Raw genomic sequence first — 16,799 nt, 5'->3', positions numbered from 1 at the left:
GATGTAATGGCTCCAGATCGATGCAGGCAACTACCTTGATACAATCGGGCAAGTATTTGCGATGATCTCGCCTGTTCTCGCGTTCTGGTGAGAGCTATCTGCATTTCTTAGGCGAAACATAATTCACTCGGTCCCCGCGCCAACGCAGATAGGAGACAAAAGATGCCAGATACCACATTCGGACCCAAAGGCTGGATGCCCGAGCGCCTCGACGACCTCTCCGGCAAGACCTACCTCATCACGGGTGCCAACGCCGGTGCCGGGTTCCAGGCCGCGCGGACGCTCCTAAAAATGAACGCCAAGGTCGTGATGTTGAACCGCTCGTTTGAGAAGTCTCAGGCAGCTGTTGCGGACCTGAAAAGTGAGTTCGGCAGCGAGGCGGAAGTGAGCTTCATTCGCATGGATCTGGCCTCGCTCGCAAGCGTACGCGAAGCTGCGGAAGAAGTTCTGAATTCTGTTCCCCGGATCGATGCGCTCATCTGCAATGCTGCGATCGCGCAGGTGCCAACCCGCAAGCTGACAGAGGATGGGTTCGAGAGCCAGCTCGGCACCAACCATTACGGCCACTTCCTACTCTGTGGTCTTCTGTTTGAGCGTATCGAAGCCTCGAAAGGTCGGATCGTTGTTGTCGCAAGTCTCGGTTACAACATGGGCCTGAAGACGATCAAGTTCGACGACATGAACTGGGAAGAGGGTTACGGGCCTAACACCGCATACTCGCAAAGCAAGCTGGCACAAATGATGTTCGCTTTTGAACTACAAGACAGGCTTGCCGCCGCAAGGCGCACCGAGGTCGAAGTCTATGTCTGCCATCCCGGCTCGTCGGCAACGTCACTGATCAGCACAAGTGGCAGCCGGACGATGCGATTCATCTGGTGGCTCATGACCAAAACACCGATGGTTCAGACCGCCGAGCAAGGGTCCTATCCCGAAGTCATGTGCGCCGCCGAAAAGAATTTGACCGAACAACGCGCGCTCTACGGACCAACGGGTCGCCTTGAAGCCGTTGGCCCGGTCGGCAAGGGTACATTGAACCCACACGCGTATGACAAAACCGTCATGGCAAGGCTTTGGGAGGTCACTGAACAAGAAGTAGGCTTGAAGTGGGAGATTTGATCCAAAGGGTCCCGTGCGGCTTGTGAAGTTTCACCCACCATCGGAAATTCGTGCACCGTGCTGAATTTAGTAGAATCGGCTCAGTGCTGCCGTTCTAGGCAGCAGTCTTTATCGACTGGTGACAGCCAGAAGCGGACACCCGCAACCTGATTTTGCACCTTCCAAAAAGCGGGACAAAACCGCCTCTCGCGGCAACCGTGCTAAGGGCCGCTAAACAATCTCGTGTTTCAATGTCGGACAGACACGAATGTTGCCTGAGTTTCGCCACCCTTCTCTTACGCCAGACTGTTGCGAAGTCTTTCTGCAAACAATTGCGCAAATTGTTTTGTTGCAGCTGATCGGAACTGCGTGGGGGGGTAGACTGCATAGATACCTCCTGTTGGAAGCACCCAGTCCGGAACAAGCTGGATCAATCCGCCGTTTTCGATCTCTTTCTTAACGAAAAAATCGGGCAGAATTGAGATTCCAGCCCCTTCCTGCACCATCGCCTTGATTGCTGGTGTTACGTCTGCCCGAAGGGCGGGGTTCATTTGAACATCAGTGGTTTCACCAGTGGCACTCAAAAACTTCCAGTTTAGTGGGTTTGGCAAGGCTCTGTGTTCAACGAACGGAAAGGCTGCCAATCCTTGCGGATGTTCCGGTTTCCCAATTTGTTCAGCCAATTTTGGCGATGCCACGACGATTTGCTGAAATCCCGACAACTTACGCGCAACGTTGGCGGAATCTGCAAGCCAGCCTACCCGATATGCAATGTCAAATCGGGCCTCGACCGGATCAAACCGCGTATCGCTGAGCGTGAGATCAATCGTGACAGCCGGATACGCGATGCGAAACTCGGCAACGACCGGCGAAACGTACGTAACACCCATGTCGAGCGGGGCTGTGATGCGCAGGTTTCCAGTCGGTTCTGCACGCCCTTGTTTTACCATTTCATATGCTTCTTCGGCTTGCGCTACTGATGCACGTGCGGCTTCAAAGAAGGATTGTCCGGTTTCCGTAAGATTCAGGTGGCGAGAGTTACGCACCACAAGAGTTGCCCCAAGCTCTTCCTCCAGAAGCTGAAGCTGCTTGCTGACAACCGCCTTGCTAATACGCATGCGATCAGCGGCCGCCGTGATGGTTCCTTCCTCGGCAATGGCAACAAAATACTCCAGCCGGTTAAGATTTGGTTTCTTCATATTCGTCATCTTTTAGCTGACAGTATGTCTATATAAGTTGTCTTTAGTCTACAATACCGACGCCTTATTTGTGGTTCACCAAAACGGAGACTGCAATGACGCGCTTCACGTATATCTATGATAACTATTGCTGCTGGTGCTATGGCGCCGCCCCGGTGATTGATGCGCTGATTGAGAGTGGCGCTGATGTCACCGTTATGCATCGCCATTTGTTCCAGGGCGCAAATGCAGACCGAATGGGCGATGGCTTCGCGCGAATGGCTTTGCAAATTGACCGACGCATTGAACAGCTGACCAGGCAAACGTTCAGCGACGCTTATGTTCAAAACACTCTGGGAAACCCGGATGAAGTGCTGGATTCCAGCCTGACCGCATACGCCGCAGCTTTGGTTCATGACCAGGGTGCCAGCGCTGAGATGAAGCTGGCACATGTTTTGCAACAGGCACGTTATGTAGACGGCATTACTGCGGGTAACGGCGAAGCGGTCCGTAGTGCACTGATTGAATTTGGCGTGAACCGTCCGTTGGACGAAGGCAGAAACCACGCCCGGCAGATCAGTATGGACGCTGCAAATTTGCAATCACGGTTCGGTACGCAAGGTGTCCCGACACTGGTGATGCAAACCGACGGCGTAACAACCCAAGTCGACGTCTCAACCTACTACCACTTTCCTGAAGAGATAGCGGCATTAGCCGCATAAGTGCAAGGAGCACCCCTATGAAGACGATCCTCACTTCTACTGCAGCCATGCTGCTGTCCACCGCAGCCTTTGCGGCTGATCTCACCATCACCGCCTTCAGCCCGAATGAAGGCAGTCTGTTCCCGGTCTCATCGAACCTGATCGAAGGTCCGAATGAGGTGATCCTCGTAGATGCCCAGTTTGAAAAAGACGATGCACAGCAATTGGTGGATATGATCAAGGCAACCGGAAAATCCTTGACGACCGTCTTTATCAGTCACAAGGATCCTGACTTCTATTTCGGGTTGGATACGATTCGTGCAGCTTACCCGGATGTCAAAATTGTCGCGACACCTGAGACCGTCAAAGGCATCGAGAAAACGATCCAGCTCAAATATGACTTCTGGGGTCCGATCCTGGAAGGGAACGCGCCATCAGAACTGATTGTCCCTGACGTTCTGGAAGGCGACAGCTTGACGGTAGACGGTGAAACCGTGCAGGTGATCGGCCACGATCCGGTTCATACATTCCTGTGGGTCCCTTCGGAAAAGACCGTACTGGGCGGCGTTGTTCTTTATGAAAACGTGCATGTCTGGATGGCCGACAACCAAACTCCGGAAAGCCGCGACAGCTGGCGCGCAACGCTGGATCAGATTCTGGAATTGAACCCTAAACGGATTATTCCGGGCCACGTCATTGGCGACAGCGCAGAGAACGCAAGCATCGTTGATTTCACTAAAGAATACGTCGCCGCATTCGAGTCTGCGGCAGACAAGGCGGAAGGTTCAGCAGAACTCATCGCCGCAATGCAGGCAGCCTATCCCGAGTTTGAGAACGTGAGCGATCTGGAGCTAAGCGCTCGGGTTATCGCAGGCGAGCGTTCCTGGCCGTAAGCGTAAACCGACATCAGAAGCCGTCTAGCTCGGTTTCTGTATCACAAAGGGGGCGCTGGGCCATCAAATCCAGCGCCTCATCACCAACCGCACAAAGCATAGTCCGCTGAAAGCTAAACAGCATTCGCCACTAAAAAGAGAGGCAAATTATGTCTTGCAAGTTCAGGGACACCAAGAGCGCGCGATACAACCTTATTGGTGCGGCCCTGCTTGCACTCGGTTCAGCGGCACCGTTTGCGGCTAACGCCCAGGAGCAAAACATGACCCCTTTGGAAATTGTCAAAAGCACCTATGAAGGCGAATCCTCCGAAGAAAACGGTCGCAGCCTTCAGGCGTATCTGGCTCCTGACGCCAAATGGACCGAGGCGGCGGGTTTTCCTTATGCGGGAACTTATACCGGTTTTACCGAAATCGCGGAAAACGTGTTTGCGCGATTGGCTTCCGAATGGACCGACTATCGGTTTGTCCCTGAACACTATGTAGCCGATGGCCATCGCGTCGTCGCATACGGGACCTACTATGGAATGTACAATGCAACCGGCAAGGCATTTTCGGCGCGCGTTGCACATGTCTGGCAGGTCGAAGACGGCAAGATCGTAAAATTCGAACAGTTCGTCGACAGCGCGCCAGTAAAGGAAGCGATGGAGTAATTCGCCCCATCTCCTCTGAATACCGATTTCACTCAACGTCAGTCGGCGGACTCAAAACCGCGCCGCCGATCAAATCTCGGGAATGAAGAAAATGATAGCAGCTCTGAACAAACAATCTCTGCGGGTTCTCAGCATTCTGCGGATCATGACGGGCCTTCTGTTTTTGGCTCATGGAACCCAGAAAATACTGATCTTTCCTGCGCCGCCAGAGTGGGAAGTCGCGACATTCTCGATGCCATGGTTTGCTGGTATGCTGGAACTGTTCGGCGGCTCGCTGATCGTTCTGGGCCTGTTTACCCGTCCGGTGGCATTCCTTCTGTCCGGCTTGATGGCCAGCGCCTACTTCATTGCCCACGCTCCACAGAGCTTTTATCCGATTCTGAACAATGGCGACGCCGCAATTCTGTATTGCTTCGTTTTCCTGTACTTTGTGTTTGTAGGCCCGGGCCGCTGGAGTCTGGATGCGAAGATGGGTCGGGAATAGCTGAGGAGGAGTTTAATGGCTCATTCAAGATCTCGCCGAAAAGTTCTCGCTGGAATAACTTCTGCTACAGGAAGTCTACTCCTATCCAGGACCGCGTTTGCTGCAGAGCTGACACCGCGCGCTGCAGAAGGGCCATTTTATCCGACCAGATCGATGCGCAAGAGCGATATCGACAATGACTTGGTCAAGGTCGCAGGGCTTGTTCGCGAGGGAGGTGGGGAAATCATCACGCTCAAAGGCCAGATTACCGATCGCAACAGCACCCCGATAACCGGTGCGCGCATCGAAATCTGGCAATGTGATGTAAATGGAAAGTACTTGCACCCCGGCGATAATCGTCCGGTGCGCTATGACCAGGGATTTCAGGGCTTTGGCCACGATATCACGGATGACGCTGGCAATTATGCGTTCCGCACGATCAAGCCAACCAAGTATCCGGGGCGCACGCCACATATTCATGTGAAGGTCTTCGATGGACGTCGAGAGGTGCTGACCACACAGTTCTATATCGATGGTGATCCGGATAATTCAAAAGACGGGCTTTATCGCAGGATGTCGAAAGCTGAAGCCAAGGCCGTTTCTATGGCATTCACCGAAGGGCCGAAAGGCAAAGAAACCATCGTAAACATTGTTGTCTAACGGTGTCGACTGGGTCAGTAAAGGAACAGACTTTGAAAAACTCATTATCGCTGCGGCCATTGGCGCAGCCGCAGCGAAATGATGCTTTGTTCCGCGAGGTGACCTTTCATTTTTGTTCCACTGAACAGCCATCGCTCAACCAAAGATCGCTTCACAGAACACCGGTTCAGGGATGATCGCGGTTCGGTAGGATGCCAAAAAACACCCAATGGTTATGAACCCGCAATTCGAGGCGAATATCAACCTTAGCGGCCATATGGAATTACCAGCAATTCGATTGGCGGAATGTTTGGACTTTTCCCAAAAGAAGTGCGGACTGATAGAAGGGGTCGGCCGCCGACTCCAACCTTCCTGAAGTCAGCTTGTTAAGCTCATTGGAAGGTTTGGTGGATGTTTGTGGACGTCTCAAGCAGCGCTTGTTCGATGGTTGCTCTTTGCCGCGCAAATCGTGTCGTTGGCACTGGAATCGAGATCGCGTGCAGATCTCCGACCCAGTCAAAGAAAGAAAACCCGATTGCCGACACGCCGGCAGAATGCTCGTCCAAATCATAGGCAAGGCCCTGTTCGCGGACCGTATTCAGTTCGGAAAGGAACTCATTCAAATTCCTTTGGATACCATTCCGTTCCCATTCGTTCTGAATAAGCTTTGTCGCATCTCCTTCATCGAGCTGAGCGAGGCAAGCTTTCCCATTTGCAGTGGTGGTCAGCGGAAAAACCTCGCCCACTTGCGAAACGGTCGTTAATCGATAGACGCCTGGGACCTGATCTAAGAAAACCATGCCGATACCGCGCATGACGGCGAGGTCTGTGGTTTCCCCGGTCTTTTGAGTCAGTTCCGTCAAAAGCAGCCGGCAGTGTTCGACGATGCTGTACTGTGCGGCGCCCGCGAGAGCGCTTAGTTCGGGGCCGAGCCTCAAGCCACCTCCATTTGCATCTGCTATGACAAGTTTTTCTTCAGCAAGTGCACTTGTGATTCTCTGTACCGTAGAGCGGGGCAGGTCAACACGCTCGGCGATTTTTCCCAAGCTCATTCCGGATTGGTTTTCTTTTAGAACACGCAAAATCGAGGCCGCTCTGGAAATGACCTGAATGCCACCTTTATCCGCTTTTTCAGACATTTAACCTACCCCATTCTGTCTTGGCATCGTAGCTCGAGATGCCTGGCGATTGTTTAGTGTTGTATCACAATGCGGTGCAAGTCAACCGTATAGTGAGTTTTTAGTTGACCGTAATGCGGTGCGTATGCATCATCATACGGGACAGATGGGGAGGCCCCCAGACAATTGAAAAGCGAACACCGCCGCGTTGTCGGCGAACAGAGGAGATATGCCCAATGGTCGAAATCCGCGGCATTGAGTTTCAGGCAAACACCGACAATGACATGGGGCTTGAGTTTTACAACCTGAGCCACAGATACGGGTTTCAGTGCCCCAACTGGCCGTATTTCAAGGACGTCCAGATCGACCGAAAGCACTATATGGCCAAGTCCGGCGTATTGTCTCAGACGATTACCACGACGATGCACGTGACCACGCATATTGATGCGCCAGCGCATGTTGTTCAGGGAACGCCGTTCATCGACGAGGTCCCGCTTCCCCATTTCTTCGGCTCGGGTTTGGTGGTCTCTGTACCCAAAAAGAAGTGGGAGCAAATCACCGGAGATGATCTGGAGAAGGCTTGTGGTCACGCAATCCGCAAAGGCGATGTGCTGATCATCAACACCGGCTGGCACAAGCAGTATGAAGATGGCGACTACTTTGCTTATTGCCCGGGTCTCGTTCCTTCTGCCGCTGAGTGGATGATCGAAAAAGGTGTAAAAGTCGTTGGGCACGACACCCAGGCAAACGATCATCCGCTGGCAACTGCCATTGGTCCGCAGCGAAACGGTCCGATCATGCCACACCTCGAAAAAGAGTACCTTGAATGGTCAGGCGGTACGCCGTGGGAAGTTGATTTCCCCGAGTGGGAGCCAGTTCACAACATGCTTTTCTCAAAGGGCATTCTCGGCATCGAAAACGTCGGTGGTGATCTGGATGCGGTGACCGGCAAGCGGTGTACCTTCGCGTTCTTCCCTTGGAATTGGGACCGTGGCGATGGCTGCATTATCCGACTGGTGGCGATGATCGACAAGAACCAGTCCTACCGCATCGAGGCTGGTGAAGACTTCTGAACACTCACGGACCGGTCGCCGGTTCGCCGGCGGCCGCCTTTAACCTTGAGCGGAGACGGACATGCATTTGAAGCGTTTTAAAGACGCCCAACCCTACGAAGCACCGAACCATTTTGGGTGTCATGGGCTTCGTTTGCAGGGGTTTGAGGAAGGCGGGCCGACAAATCAGTGGATCGGCTTCAGTCAGTTCCTGCCGGGCGGTGGTGCAGGACCGGATTCTACGCCTTTTGAGAAAGTCTACGTGGTCTTGGAAGGCGAGATGACCGTCATCGTTGATGGCGCCGAAACCACGCTTGGTCCCATGGATAGCTGCACAATCGCGCCGGGCGAAGTGCGCAAAGTTGAAAACCGCGCCAACTACACCTGCAAAATGCTGGTGGTCATTCCGTATCCGCCAGAAAGCTGAGGACGAAAAGAATGTCTGATCCACTCAAGATGTTTGACGTAAAGGGAAACGTCGCGCTGATCACCGGAGCCTCGGGTGCCTTCGGGATGGTGGCCGCGCGTGTCCTCGCCGGGGCTGGTTGCAATCTGGTACTGGCTGCAGGCAACCAAGATGCGCTCGATGAGATTGCCAAAGAGTGCGAGGCACTTGGTGCAACGGTCGTTGCAATAAACACACGACCGACTGATGAAGCGTCATGTGCGGCCTTGGTCGACGAAGCCGTCAACAACTTTGGTAAACTCGACATTCTCGTTGTCGCGTCCGGTATGAACAAAGTTGCGCCGATCAACGAAATGGCGCCGGAAACCTTTGACGCCGTGATGGATACCAACGTGAACCAGAGCTGGCTTTTGGCGCGCGCGGCGGCGGCGCACATGAAGATGAGCGAATATGGCAAGATCATTTTCGTCAGTTCCGCTCGTAGTATCCTGGGCCACCCAGCCGGTTACACGGCGTATTGCGCGTCAAAGGCTGCCGTGAACGGGATAACCAAAGCCTTGGGATGTGAGCTGGGTCCAACAGGGATTACCGTCAACGCGATCGCGCCGACGGTATTCCGTTCGCCTTTGACCGCTTGGATGTTCGAAGAAACCGACGAAGCGAAGGCGGTGCGCGATGGCTTCCTGACCCGGGTTCCCAAAGGACGACTAGGTGAGCCGGAAGACCTGGCAGGTCCGCTCCTTTTTCTCGCGTCGCGGGCATCTGATTTTTACACCGGGCATATCCTTCATGCCGATGGCGGATACACGGCGGGTTAAAGAATGGTGCGCAAGAAGCAGCAAATGGCAGTGATTGGCGCGGGGCTTATGGGGCACGGTATCGCCCTGACCTTGGCAAAAGCAGGTCAACATGTCGCCATCACAGACCCCGTCGAAGAGGCGCGAGCCACCGTGCCTGACCGCATCCGCGCCAGCATGGCCGCGATGGGGGATGACGAGGTCACAATCACAAAAACCCTCAAGATGATTGAGATCGTTGCGACGACTAAAGATGCGGTTCAAAATGCCGACGCTGTATTCGAAGCCGCGCCCGAAAAACTGGAGCTTAAGCAAACGATTTTTGCTGAGATTGAAGCGCACGCACCAGAGACCTGCATACTCGCGTCCAATACTTCGGTGATGCCGATCACTCAGATCATGTCTGGGCTGCGGCTGAAAAATCGGGCCCTCGGAACACATTGGTGGAACCCCCCGCACATGATTCCGTTGGTCGAAGTCATCAAGACGGAATGGACGGACCCCGAGATCGCACAGACGATGTTCGATCTGCTGAAGGACGCTGGAAAAACTCCGGTGATGGTCGAAAAGGACGTGCCCGGCTTTATCGGCAATCGAATCCAACACGCGTTGTGGCGCGAAGCGGTTAGTCTGGTTGAAAACGGAATTTGTGACGCGGAAGCTGTTGATACTGTGATCAAGTCCAGCTTCGGGCGACGCTTGGCTGTACTCGGTCCGCTGGAGAACGCGGATATGGTGGGCACCGATCTGACGCTCGATATCCACGAAAACGTGCTGCACGATCTTGAGGCGCAAAAGGGCCCTTCATCTTACCTGAAGTCGCTTGTCGAAGCGGGCAAGCTAGGCATGAAATCCGGCGAAGGGTTCAGGAAGTGGGCCGAGGGCGAGGCAGACCAAGTTCGCCAGCGCGTCGCGACACATCTGAAAAATCTCGAGAAGACTTTGTAAGATCAATCAAACACTGGCGGGAGGCCGGTGAAGGGAGGACGCAATGACAAGGACTTTTAAGACGGCCACAAGGCGCAGTTTCCTAGCCGGAGCCACTGCAGCAATCGCTGCTCCGGCCATCCTGCGGGCAACGCGCGCCTATGCCGCAAATCCGACACTGCGGATTGGCAACGTCAGCCCGCGCACCGGACCGCTGGCGGGTTTCGCCGAGGCTGATGAATATGTGCTTCAAGCCATTCAGCAGGTTTTCTCTGCAGGTTTGGACAACAACGGAAAGACCTGGAATGTCGAGATCATCTCAAAAGACAGCCAGTCCAACCCCAACCGCGCAGCGGAGGTCGCCGCCGACCTGATCCTAGGTGACGAGGTCGATATCATCGTGGCGGCGTCAACTCCGGACACAGTGAACCCGGTCGCCGATCAGGCAGAGATAAACGAAGTTCCTTGCATCACGACCGACTGCCCGTGGCAGCCGTATTTCTTCGGTCGCAATGGTGTTCCGGGTGAGGGGTTTGAAACCACCTATCACTTCTTCTGGGGCCTGGAGGATGTGATCGCAGCGTTCCTTGATATGTGGGACAAAACTGGCGTGACCAAGACAGTGGGTGGTCTCTTCCCCAACGATGCCGACGGTAATGCTTGGGGCGATGCGGAACTGGGCCTGCCTAAACCGCTCGCCGCAGCTGGCTACACGTTGACCGATCCCGGTCGCTATCAGCCTCTGTCCGACGACTTCTCAAACCAGATCGCTGCGTTCAAGGCTGCTGGTTGCGAAATCGTCACTGGCAACATGATCCCGCCAGATTTTGCTACCTTCTGGAGCCAGGCTGCCCAGCAAGGGTTCAACCCGAAGGTCGTTACCATTGGTAAAGCATTGCTGTTCCCATCGGTCATTGAATCGCTGGGCGACCGTGGTGACGGGTTGTCGACCGAGGTCTGGTGGTCTCCGCATCATCCTTTCTCGTCGTCACTCACCGGCATTTCTTCGAAAGACCTTGCCGAAGGTTATACGGCAGAGTCGGGCCGTCCTTGGACGCAACCGCTCGGCTTTAAGCACGCACTGTTCGAGGTCGTCGCGGATGTCATCAAACGGGCGGATGATCTGGAAGACCCGTCTTCGATCATTTCCGCAATCACGTCCACCAACCTGAACACAATTGTCGGGCCGGTGAACTGGGGTGATGGACCCATGAACAACGTCACCAAAACGCCGTTAGTCGGCGGTCAGTGGCAGAAGTCCGGCGATAGGTATGAGTTGCAAATCGTTGCAAACAGCACCGCGCCCGAAGTTCCGGTAACGGCAGACATGAAACTGCTGGGTTGACCAGACGTTCGGCGCCGATCTTGGTGCCGAACCCTCTATCCGAGAGAAGCATGACGACAATCTTGAGACTCCAAGACCTGAGCAAGGCATTTGGCGCGGTCACTGTCGCCGATGCTATGAGCTATGAGGTCCAGCAAGGAGAGGCGCTCGGGGTAATAGGCCCCAACGGCGCTGGCAAAACCTCGATGTTCAATCTGATCACTGGGACGCTCAAATCCAATTACGGGGTGATTGAATTCAATGGGCAGAACGTTACAAAGTGGAGCGCCGCAAGGCGTAGCCATGCAGGCATCGCGCGTTCTTTTCAGGTCCCGCAGCCTTTTTCGGGAATGACCGTTTTCGAAAACGCAATGATAGCCGCCACGCAATCGGCCGGCTTGCATGGGCATCAGGCTGAGCGCTTTTGTCTGGAGATTCTGGACCAAACGGAGCTGTTGCCCAAGGCAAACGTTCTAGCGGGCAGCCTGACTTTGTTGGAACGCAAACGCCTGGAACTGACACGCGCGCTCTGCGCCAAACCCAAACTGCTGCTGTTGGATGAGATTGCCGGTGGTTTGACCGAAGCTGAGTGCAAATCACTGGTTCAGACCATCAAGGACATCCACGCCTCTGACGTCACCATAATCTGGATCGAACATGTTGTGCACGCCCTGCTGGCCGTCGTGGATCGTCTGATCGTCATCGACTTCGGAAAGAAGATCGCCGAGGGCGAGCCGCAGGCAATCATGGAAAGCGCTGAAGTCAAAGAAATCTATCTGGGGATCGAAGCCGATGCCTGATCCCATTCTTCAAACACGCGGCTTAAATTCTTACTACGGTGATTTCCAAGCGCTCTACGATGTCGAATTGGACGTTGGCGAAGGCGAAGTTCTTGCCATCATCGGTGCGAACGGCGCAGGTAAGACGACCCTGATGCGATCTATCACCGGGCTGCTGACGAACGGACCGGATCAGATTCACTACCGGGGTCAGGATATCAGCCGCCTTCGCGCAGACCAGGTTGCAGAGCTTGGCTTAGCGATGGTCCCAGAGGGTCGTCAATTGTTCCCCTCTTTGTCAGTCAAAGAAAACCTGATGATCGGGGCTCAAGTTGGTCGCTCAGGCCCTTGGGATTTGAAAGCCGTCTATGATCTATTCCCGATCCTTGAAGAGCGAAAAGATCAGGCCTCTACATCGCTGTCGGGCGGTCAACAGCAGATGGTCGCCATAGGGCGTGCATTGATGGCCAATCCCGATCTGATCCTCTTCGATGAAATCAGCCTCGGGCTCGCGCCGATCATCATTAAAGACATCTACGAGGCTCTGCCCGGCATCATCGGTGAAGGCATGAGTGCGATCATCGTCGAGCAGGACATAACCAAGGCACTGTCGGTCTCGAGCCGGGTCTACTGCCTGCAGGAGGGGCGCGTTTCGCTGGAAAGCGCGTCTGACACCGTTTCGCGTGAAGACATTTCACGCGCTTATTTCGGGATCGAATAATATGGAATGGCTGAACGCTATCGTGCAGGGAACTTTGCTGGGTGGGCTATACGCACTGTTTGCCGCAGGCCTGTCGTTGATCTTTGGCGTCATGCGGCTCGTCAATATTGCCCATGGCGATTTGATCGTGCTGGCCGCGTACCTAGGGCTGACCGTGACGACCGCGACCGGGATGCACCCGATGGCGGCGTTGGTGATCGTTGTTCCCGCTATGGCGTTGATCGGGTATGCCCTTCAACGCGGTCTACTGAACCAAACTCTGGGCGATGATATTCTTCCACCGCTACTTGTGACCTTTGGGCTGAGTGTGATTATTCAGAATGGGTTGCTAGAGGTCTACACGGCCGACCCCCAAACATTGAATGCTGGTTCGCTGGAAACAGCCAGCGTCGCAGTAGGCGGTGTGACCCTTGGGATCTTACCGCTACTGACCTTCGGGATCGCCATCGCTGTGATCTGGGGGCTGCAATGGACCTTTTATCACACCGCGCTTGGTCGCGCATTTCGGGCTGTTTCTGACAATCAAGACATCGCCCAGCTTATGGGCCTCAATCGCCGGCACATCTTTGGGCTGGCCATGGCTCTGGCGCTGGGCGTGACAGCAATCGCCGGTATCCTGCTTGGCATTCGGACAAGCTTTGATCCGTCCATTGGCGGGGGCCGCCTGATCTTTGGCTTTGAGGCCGTAATTATCGGTGGGCTTGGCAACCTTTGGGGCACCCTCATTGGCGGCGTTATCCTCGGCGTCGCGCAAACCATAGGAGCCAAGATTGATCCGGGCTGGCAAGTGCTTGCCGGACATATCGCTTTCCTTGTCATTCTTGCCGTTCGTCCGAACGGCCTCTTCCCGAGGGTTTCCGGATGAACCTGCAGGACTACTCCGTATCTCGATCGTCAAAAGCAGCTCGGGTTGCCGCGATCCTAACCGCAATTGCTCTGCTTGTTCTGATTGCGGCGCCCTGGTGGGCAGGCCGCGCCGACATGCGCCTGATGGGAGAGCTGTTTCTCTACCTGTCCCTCGCAACTCTTTGGAATCTCATGGCGGGTTACGCCGGTCTCGTCTCTGTTGGTCAACAGGCCTATGTAGGCTTTGGCGGCTACATGCTCTTTGCACTTACGATGTTGGGTGGGCTGAACCCATTGGTTGCTATTGCAGCCGCAGGCGTGCTGGGGGCTTTGATCTCGATCCCGGTGGCTGTTCTGATCTTCAGGCTTCGGGGCGCATATTTTGCCATCGGCACCTGGGTCATCGCAGAGGTCTTTCGGCTGAGCTTCGCGCAAATTTCCGCGCTCGGCGGAGGCTCAGGATCCTCGCTTCCCGTTGCCATCGTGAAATCGTTGGCGTCCGGGCGCGCGATGCGAGAGGCGCTCAGTTATTGGCTGGCGCTCGGTGCCGCTGTGCTGGTGGTGACAGCCGTCTATCTCTTCCTGCGCTCGCGCCAAGGGTTGGCGCTGACGGCAATTCGCGACAATGAACTGGCCGCCGGAAGCCTCGGCATCGATATCTGGCGCACGAAGTTCATTGTGTACGTCGTCACGTCGGCGTTCACGGCGATGATCGGCGCTCTCATCTTTCTACAAAAGTTGCGCATATCGCCGGACGCGGCGTTCAGCGTCAACGACTGGACTGCCTTCGTCATCTTCATCGTCGTAATAGGCGGCATCGGTACCATCGAAGGACCGATCATCGGCACTCTCGTCTTCTTCGCTTTGCGCGAAACGCTGGCCGACCTCGGAACAACTTACCTGATCGTTCTCGGCGTAGTTGCGATTGTCGTCATGCTCAAAGCGCCGAAAGGTATCTGGGGCGTGATCCGCAGCCGTTATGACCTGCAACTATTCCCGCTGGGCTATCGCGTAAAGCACATCGGACAATCCAAGGAAAACTGAACCCATGGCCCGTCAGAAAAAAACGATCATTACATGCGCCATAACAGGGGCTATTCACACGCCCACAATGTCGGATGCACTTCCGTACAGCTATGACGACATCGCGCGGCAGGCGATCGAGGCCGCCGAGGCCGGAGCGTCGATCCTGCATCTTCATGCACGCAACCCCGAGGATGGTTCACCATCGGTTGACCCGAACGACTTCGCGCCTTTCTTGCCGCGCATCAAACAGGCCACCGACGCGGTTGTGAACCTATCGACCGGTGGATCGCTGACATTATCCATTCAAGACCGGATCAACCCGGCCAAGACTTTCAGCCCCGAAATGTGCTCGATGAATATGGGTTCGATGAACTTCTCGTTTCACCCTTTGGCCAACCGATACGATGATGACGATTGGAAGTTTGATTGGGAGAAGGACTACGTCGCGAATTCCGATCAGAACATCTTTCGCAATACCTTCCGGGACATTCGCGAGGCGGCGGAAACGCTTGCGCCTCATGACATCAAGTTCGAACACGAATGCTATGATGTCGGGCACTTGTACAACCTGAAATTCTGCATGGATATCGGGTTGTTCAAGGCACCCATTTTCATTCAGTTCATCTTTGGCATCCTCGGCGGCATTGGACCCGAAGTCGACAATCTGATCTTCATGAAACGTACTGCCGACAGGCTGTTCGGTGACGACTATCGGTGGTCGGTCTTGGGCGCAGGTGGAGCACAGATGTCGCTTGCTACGACGGCAAGCCAGATGGGCGGCAACCTTCGTGTTGGCTTGGAGGACAGCCTGTTCATCTCTCGTGGAAAACTGGCCGAAAGCAACGCTCAACAAGTCGCCAAAATTAGACGTATTGTAGAAGACCTGGGCAGTCAGGTCGCAACTCCTGATGAAGCGAGAGAGATCCTGGATTTGAAAGGAGGAGACCGCGTCGCATTCTGAGGCTAGGGTGACCGGCATCAACTCATATCGAGCGACTTGTTTGTTTGAAAATTTCGACACACTGAGGAGATTGAGCCATGCGACTGGAGATTTTGACATTCAGCGCGCTTCTGACAGGGTTTACGGCCGTTCAGGCTCCTGCGCAGAACGCAGCTCAGGACATCACCGATCTTTTGCTCAGCAACCGGTCTGCCGACTGTGCGGACTATGCGGGCGTGTATTCCGCTTCAGTGGAAGACGTCACCCGCCAGCAACGTTTTAACTCCGAAATCGAAATCTCTGCAGATAGCCAGCATTGCACCCTCAAGACCAACGGCATTCCTAACCATGATTTCAATGGGCCAACAGCCAACTTCGCCAACGATGTCCGAGAATTATCAGGCACATTTCGGATTCCTAGGAACCCAAAAAAAACGGACAGTCAAGCTGCGCTTTCACAACGTAGCTATGACGCAATACTGCTCAACGGTGTGCCGGTCGATTTGCTCTCGGCCGGGTGTTATCGCCCAAGCGGCCCACGTGCAGACAAGAATGGCAACGTTCTTGCAGGGTGTCGGGATACTGATCCCTGGTTACTCGACCCGCCGTCTTACGATCAGTACTTTGGCGTAGACCTCCACAATGCCCACGCCCAGCCAGACGGCAGGTATCACTATCATTCCAATCCAAATGCGCTGTTTCTGGATCACGACCTTGATAAGCCGTCACCAGTTATCGGCTTCGCGGCTGACGGATTTCCGATCTACGGGACAATATTCAAAGACAGCGATGGTACAATAAGACCTGCGATTTCCGGCTACCAACTCAAAACCACGCCTCGGCCTGCGCCGCCTAACGGGCCGGGTGGTACTCCGGACGGGACGTATATCGACGATTACGAGTTTACCGGGACGGGCGATCTGGATGAGTGCAATGGCATGACTGTTGATGGCCAGTACGGATACTATGTCACCACAAGCTACCCGTGGGTGCTCAACTGTTTGGTCGGAGAGCCTGACAACTCATTCGACAAAAGGTGATCGTTAGCCCGTATTTTTGGAGGTGCAGTTTCGACCTATCCTGGATTGATCCAGACACTTGGTGTTTCCCCCGCGATACTAACAATACGGCCAAATCGCTCGCAATTCTGATCTGACTGGGTTTCCCATTGGTTTAAAGCGGTCACAGTTTTTCATTTAATTTGCGACTGCTGCCTTGGCACTCATATCAGGTGTTCTTTGCAA

General features: G+C 54.6%; 19 protein-coding genes. 17 read left to right on the top strand and 2 right to left on the bottom strand.

Translation table 11 applies throughout. From position 1 onward, the window contains the following. Positions 1-162: 162 nt before the first annotated feature. Complete coding sequence (locus ACR0AK_RS18510; protein ID WP_480794456.1) at positions 163-1,116, top strand: SDR family oxidoreductase; 954 nt, start codon at positions 163-165, stop codon at positions 1,114-1,116. 275 nt (positions 1,117-1,391) lie between these two features. Here ACR0AK_RS18510 and ACR0AK_RS18505 read toward each other — a convergent pair whose 3' ends face one another. Then, on the bottom strand, positions 1,392-2,294 hold the full coding sequence (locus ACR0AK_RS18505) for a LysR family transcriptional regulator (RefSeq protein WP_170560673.1): 903 nt from the start codon (positions 2,292-2,294) through the stop codon (positions 1,392-1,394). Positions 2,295-2,389: 95 nt separating this feature from the next. On the opposite strand from ACR0AK_RS18505, the gene ACR0AK_RS18500 reads away from it, so the two are divergent. The 5 genes from ACR0AK_RS18500 (at position 2,390) to ACR0AK_RS18480 (ending at position 5,640) form a co-directional block, all read left to right on the top strand. Next, a complete protein-coding gene (locus ACR0AK_RS18500; protein WP_480794455.1) occupies positions 2,390-2,995 on the top strand; it encodes a hypothetical protein in 606 nt (201 codons plus the stop codon). 17 nt (positions 2,996-3,012) lie between these two features. After that, the gene (locus ACR0AK_RS18495; protein ID WP_480794454.1) at positions 3,013-3,867 is read left to right on the top strand and encodes an MBL fold metallo-hydrolase; all 855 of its coding nucleotides are present in this window, start codon (positions 3,013-3,015) and stop codon (positions 3,865-3,867) included. 260 nt (positions 3,868-4,127) lie between these two features. Beyond that, on the top strand, positions 4,128-4,517 hold the full coding sequence (locus tag ACR0AK_RS18490; RefSeq protein WP_480794453.1) for a nuclear transport factor 2 family protein: 390 nt from the start codon (positions 4,128-4,130) through the stop codon (positions 4,515-4,517). 91 nt (positions 4,518-4,608) lie between these two features. After that, a complete protein-coding gene (locus tag ACR0AK_RS18485) occupies positions 4,609-5,001 on the top strand; it encodes a DoxX family protein (RefSeq protein ID WP_480794452.1) in 393 nt (130 codons plus the stop codon). Between the two features lie 15 nt (positions 5,002-5,016). Beyond that, entirely contained in the window at positions 5,017-5,640 is a 624-nt protein-coding gene (locus ACR0AK_RS18480) for a dioxygenase family protein (RefSeq protein WP_480794451.1), read from the top strand. Between the two features lie 371 nt (positions 5,641-6,011). Here the strand turns inward: ACR0AK_RS18480 and ACR0AK_RS18475 are convergent, their stop codons facing one another. After that, on the bottom strand, positions 6,012-6,758 hold the full coding sequence (locus ACR0AK_RS18475) for an IclR family transcriptional regulator (protein WP_480794450.1): 747 nt from the start codon (positions 6,756-6,758) through the stop codon (positions 6,012-6,014). Positions 6,759-6,973: 215 nt separating this feature from the next. Between ACR0AK_RS18475 and ACR0AK_RS18470 the strand changes: the two genes are divergently transcribed. The 11 genes from ACR0AK_RS18470 to ACR0AK_RS18420 all read left to right on the top strand — a co-directional run bounded on the left by ACR0AK_RS18470 (position 6,974) and on the right by ACR0AK_RS18420 (position 16,595). Further along, a complete protein-coding gene (locus ACR0AK_RS18470) occupies positions 6,974-7,810 on the top strand; it encodes a cyclase family protein (RefSeq protein ID WP_155150267.1) in 837 nt (278 codons plus the stop codon). A gap of 61 nt (positions 7,811-7,871) precedes the next feature. Beyond that, positions 7,872-8,216, top strand: coding sequence for a cupin domain-containing protein (locus ACR0AK_RS18465; protein ID WP_170560668.1), 345 nt, complete (start codon positions 7,872-7,874; stop codon positions 8,214-8,216). Positions 8,217-8,227: 11 nt separating this feature from the next. After that, positions 8,228-9,013: an SDR family NAD(P)-dependent oxidoreductase gene (locus ACR0AK_RS18460; RefSeq protein ID WP_480794449.1), complete on the top strand. Its 786-nt coding sequence runs from the start codon at positions 8,228-8,230 to the stop codon at positions 9,011-9,013. A gap of 24 nt (positions 9,014-9,037) precedes the next feature. Continuing rightward, positions 9,038-9,940, top strand: coding sequence for a 3-hydroxyacyl-CoA dehydrogenase family protein (locus ACR0AK_RS18455; protein WP_480794448.1), 903 nt, complete (start codon positions 9,038-9,040; stop codon positions 9,938-9,940). A gap of 43 nt (positions 9,941-9,983) precedes the next feature. Then, positions 9,984-11,264 (top strand): ABC transporter substrate-binding protein, encoded by a 1,281-nt coding sequence (locus ACR0AK_RS18450; RefSeq protein ID WP_480794447.1) that lies wholly within the window; start codon positions 9,984-9,986, stop codon positions 11,262-11,264. A 50-nt stretch (positions 11,265-11,314) separates the two neighbouring features. Continuing rightward, positions 11,315-12,043: an ABC transporter ATP-binding protein gene (locus tag ACR0AK_RS18445; protein WP_480794446.1), complete on the top strand. Its 729-nt coding sequence runs from the start codon at positions 11,315-11,317 to the stop codon at positions 12,041-12,043. Next, complete coding sequence (locus ACR0AK_RS18440; RefSeq protein WP_480794445.1) at positions 12,036-12,743, top strand: ABC transporter ATP-binding protein; 708 nt, start codon at positions 12,036-12,038, stop codon at positions 12,741-12,743. The genes ACR0AK_RS18445 and ACR0AK_RS18440 overlap by 8 nt, the downstream gene beginning before the upstream one ends. A 1-nt stretch (position 12,744) precedes the next feature. Next, positions 12,745-13,608: a branched-chain amino acid ABC transporter permease gene (locus ACR0AK_RS18435; RefSeq protein ID WP_366550069.1), complete on the top strand. Its 864-nt coding sequence runs from the start codon at positions 12,745-12,747 to the stop codon at positions 13,606-13,608. After that, positions 13,605-14,633 carry a branched-chain amino acid ABC transporter permease gene (locus ACR0AK_RS18430; RefSeq protein ID WP_480787743.1) on the top strand — a complete coding sequence of 343 codons (1,029 nt, stop codon included), beginning with the start codon at positions 13,605-13,607 and terminating at the stop codon, positions 14,631-14,633. Before ACR0AK_RS18435 ends, ACR0AK_RS18430 begins: the two co-directional genes overlap by 4 nt. A gap of 4 nt (positions 14,634-14,637) precedes the next feature. Continuing rightward, a complete protein-coding gene (kce, locus tag ACR0AK_RS18425) occupies positions 14,638-15,576 on the top strand; it encodes a 3,5-dioxohexanoate:acetyl-CoA acetone transferase (protein WP_480794444.1) in 939 nt (312 codons plus the stop codon). 77 nt (positions 15,577-15,653) lie between these two features. Further along, positions 15,654-16,595, top strand: a complete 942-nt coding sequence (locus ACR0AK_RS18420; protein WP_480794443.1) for a YHYH protein — start codon at positions 15,654-15,656, stop codon at positions 16,593-16,595. Positions 16,596-16,799: the final 204 nt, after the last annotated feature.

The sequence above is a fragment of the Ruegeria sp. BI12 genome, assembly GCF_056537985.1.
The sequence above is the reverse complement of the archived record's forward strand: the minus strand, read 5'-3'. Positions and strand labels throughout refer to the sequence as shown.

What these genes read in the sequence shown, in the direction of transcription:
- ACR0AK_RS18510 (WP_480794456.1), top strand. Translation starts at nt 163, where the DNA reads ATGCCAGATACCACATTCGGACCCAAAGGCTGGATGCCCGAGCGCCTC.
- ACR0AK_RS18505 (WP_170560673.1), bottom strand. Translation starts at nt 2,294, where the DNA reads ATGAAGAAACCAAATCTTAACCGGCTGGAGTATTTTGTTGCCATTGCC.
- ACR0AK_RS18500 (WP_480794455.1), top strand. Translation starts at nt 2,390, where the DNA reads ATGACGCGCTTCACGTATATCTATGATAACTATTGCTGCTGGTGCTAT.
- ACR0AK_RS18495 (WP_480794454.1), top strand. Translation starts at nt 3,013, where the DNA reads ATGAAGACGATCCTCACTTCTACTGCAGCCATGCTGCTGTCCACCGCA.
- ACR0AK_RS18490 (WP_480794453.1), top strand. Translation starts at nt 4,128, where the DNA reads ATGACCCCTTTGGAAATTGTCAAAAGCACCTATGAAGGCGAATCCTCC.
- ACR0AK_RS18485 (WP_480794452.1), top strand. Translation starts at nt 4,609, where the DNA reads ATGATAGCAGCTCTGAACAAACAATCTCTGCGGGTTCTCAGCATTCTG.
- ACR0AK_RS18480 (WP_480794451.1), top strand. Translation starts at nt 5,017, where the DNA reads ATGGCTCATTCAAGATCTCGCCGAAAAGTTCTCGCTGGAATAACTTCT.
- ACR0AK_RS18475 (WP_480794450.1), bottom strand. Translation starts at nt 6,758, where the DNA reads ATGTCTGAAAAAGCGGATAAAGGTGGCATTCAGGTCATTTCCAGAGCG.
- ACR0AK_RS18470 (WP_155150267.1), top strand. Translation starts at nt 6,974, where the DNA reads ATGGTCGAAATCCGCGGCATTGAGTTTCAGGCAAACACCGACAATGAC.
- ACR0AK_RS18465 (WP_170560668.1), top strand. Translation starts at nt 7,872, where the DNA reads ATGCATTTGAAGCGTTTTAAAGACGCCCAACCCTACGAAGCACCGAAC.
- ACR0AK_RS18460 (WP_480794449.1), top strand. Translation starts at nt 8,228, where the DNA reads ATGTCTGATCCACTCAAGATGTTTGACGTAAAGGGAAACGTCGCGCTG.
- ACR0AK_RS18455 (WP_480794448.1), top strand. Translation starts at nt 9,038, where the DNA reads ATGGCAGTGATTGGCGCGGGGCTTATGGGGCACGGTATCGCCCTGACC.
- ACR0AK_RS18450 (WP_480794447.1), top strand. Translation starts at nt 9,984, where the DNA reads ATGACAAGGACTTTTAAGACGGCCACAAGGCGCAGTTTCCTAGCCGGA.
- ACR0AK_RS18445 (WP_480794446.1), top strand. Translation starts at nt 11,315, where the DNA reads ATGACGACAATCTTGAGACTCCAAGACCTGAGCAAGGCATTTGGCGCG.
- ACR0AK_RS18440 (WP_480794445.1), top strand. Translation starts at nt 12,036, where the DNA reads ATGCCTGATCCCATTCTTCAAACACGCGGCTTAAATTCTTACTACGGT.
- ACR0AK_RS18435 (WP_366550069.1), top strand. Translation starts at nt 12,745, where the DNA reads ATGGAATGGCTGAACGCTATCGTGCAGGGAACTTTGCTGGGTGGGCTA.
- ACR0AK_RS18430 (WP_480787743.1), top strand. Translation starts at nt 13,605, where the DNA reads ATGAACCTGCAGGACTACTCCGTATCTCGATCGTCAAAAGCAGCTCGG.
- kce (WP_480794444.1), top strand. Translation starts at nt 14,638, where the DNA reads ATGGCCCGTCAGAAAAAAACGATCATTACATGCGCCATAACAGGGGCT.
- ACR0AK_RS18420 (WP_480794443.1), top strand. Translation starts at nt 15,654, where the DNA reads ATGCGACTGGAGATTTTGACATTCAGCGCGCTTCTGACAGGGTTTACG.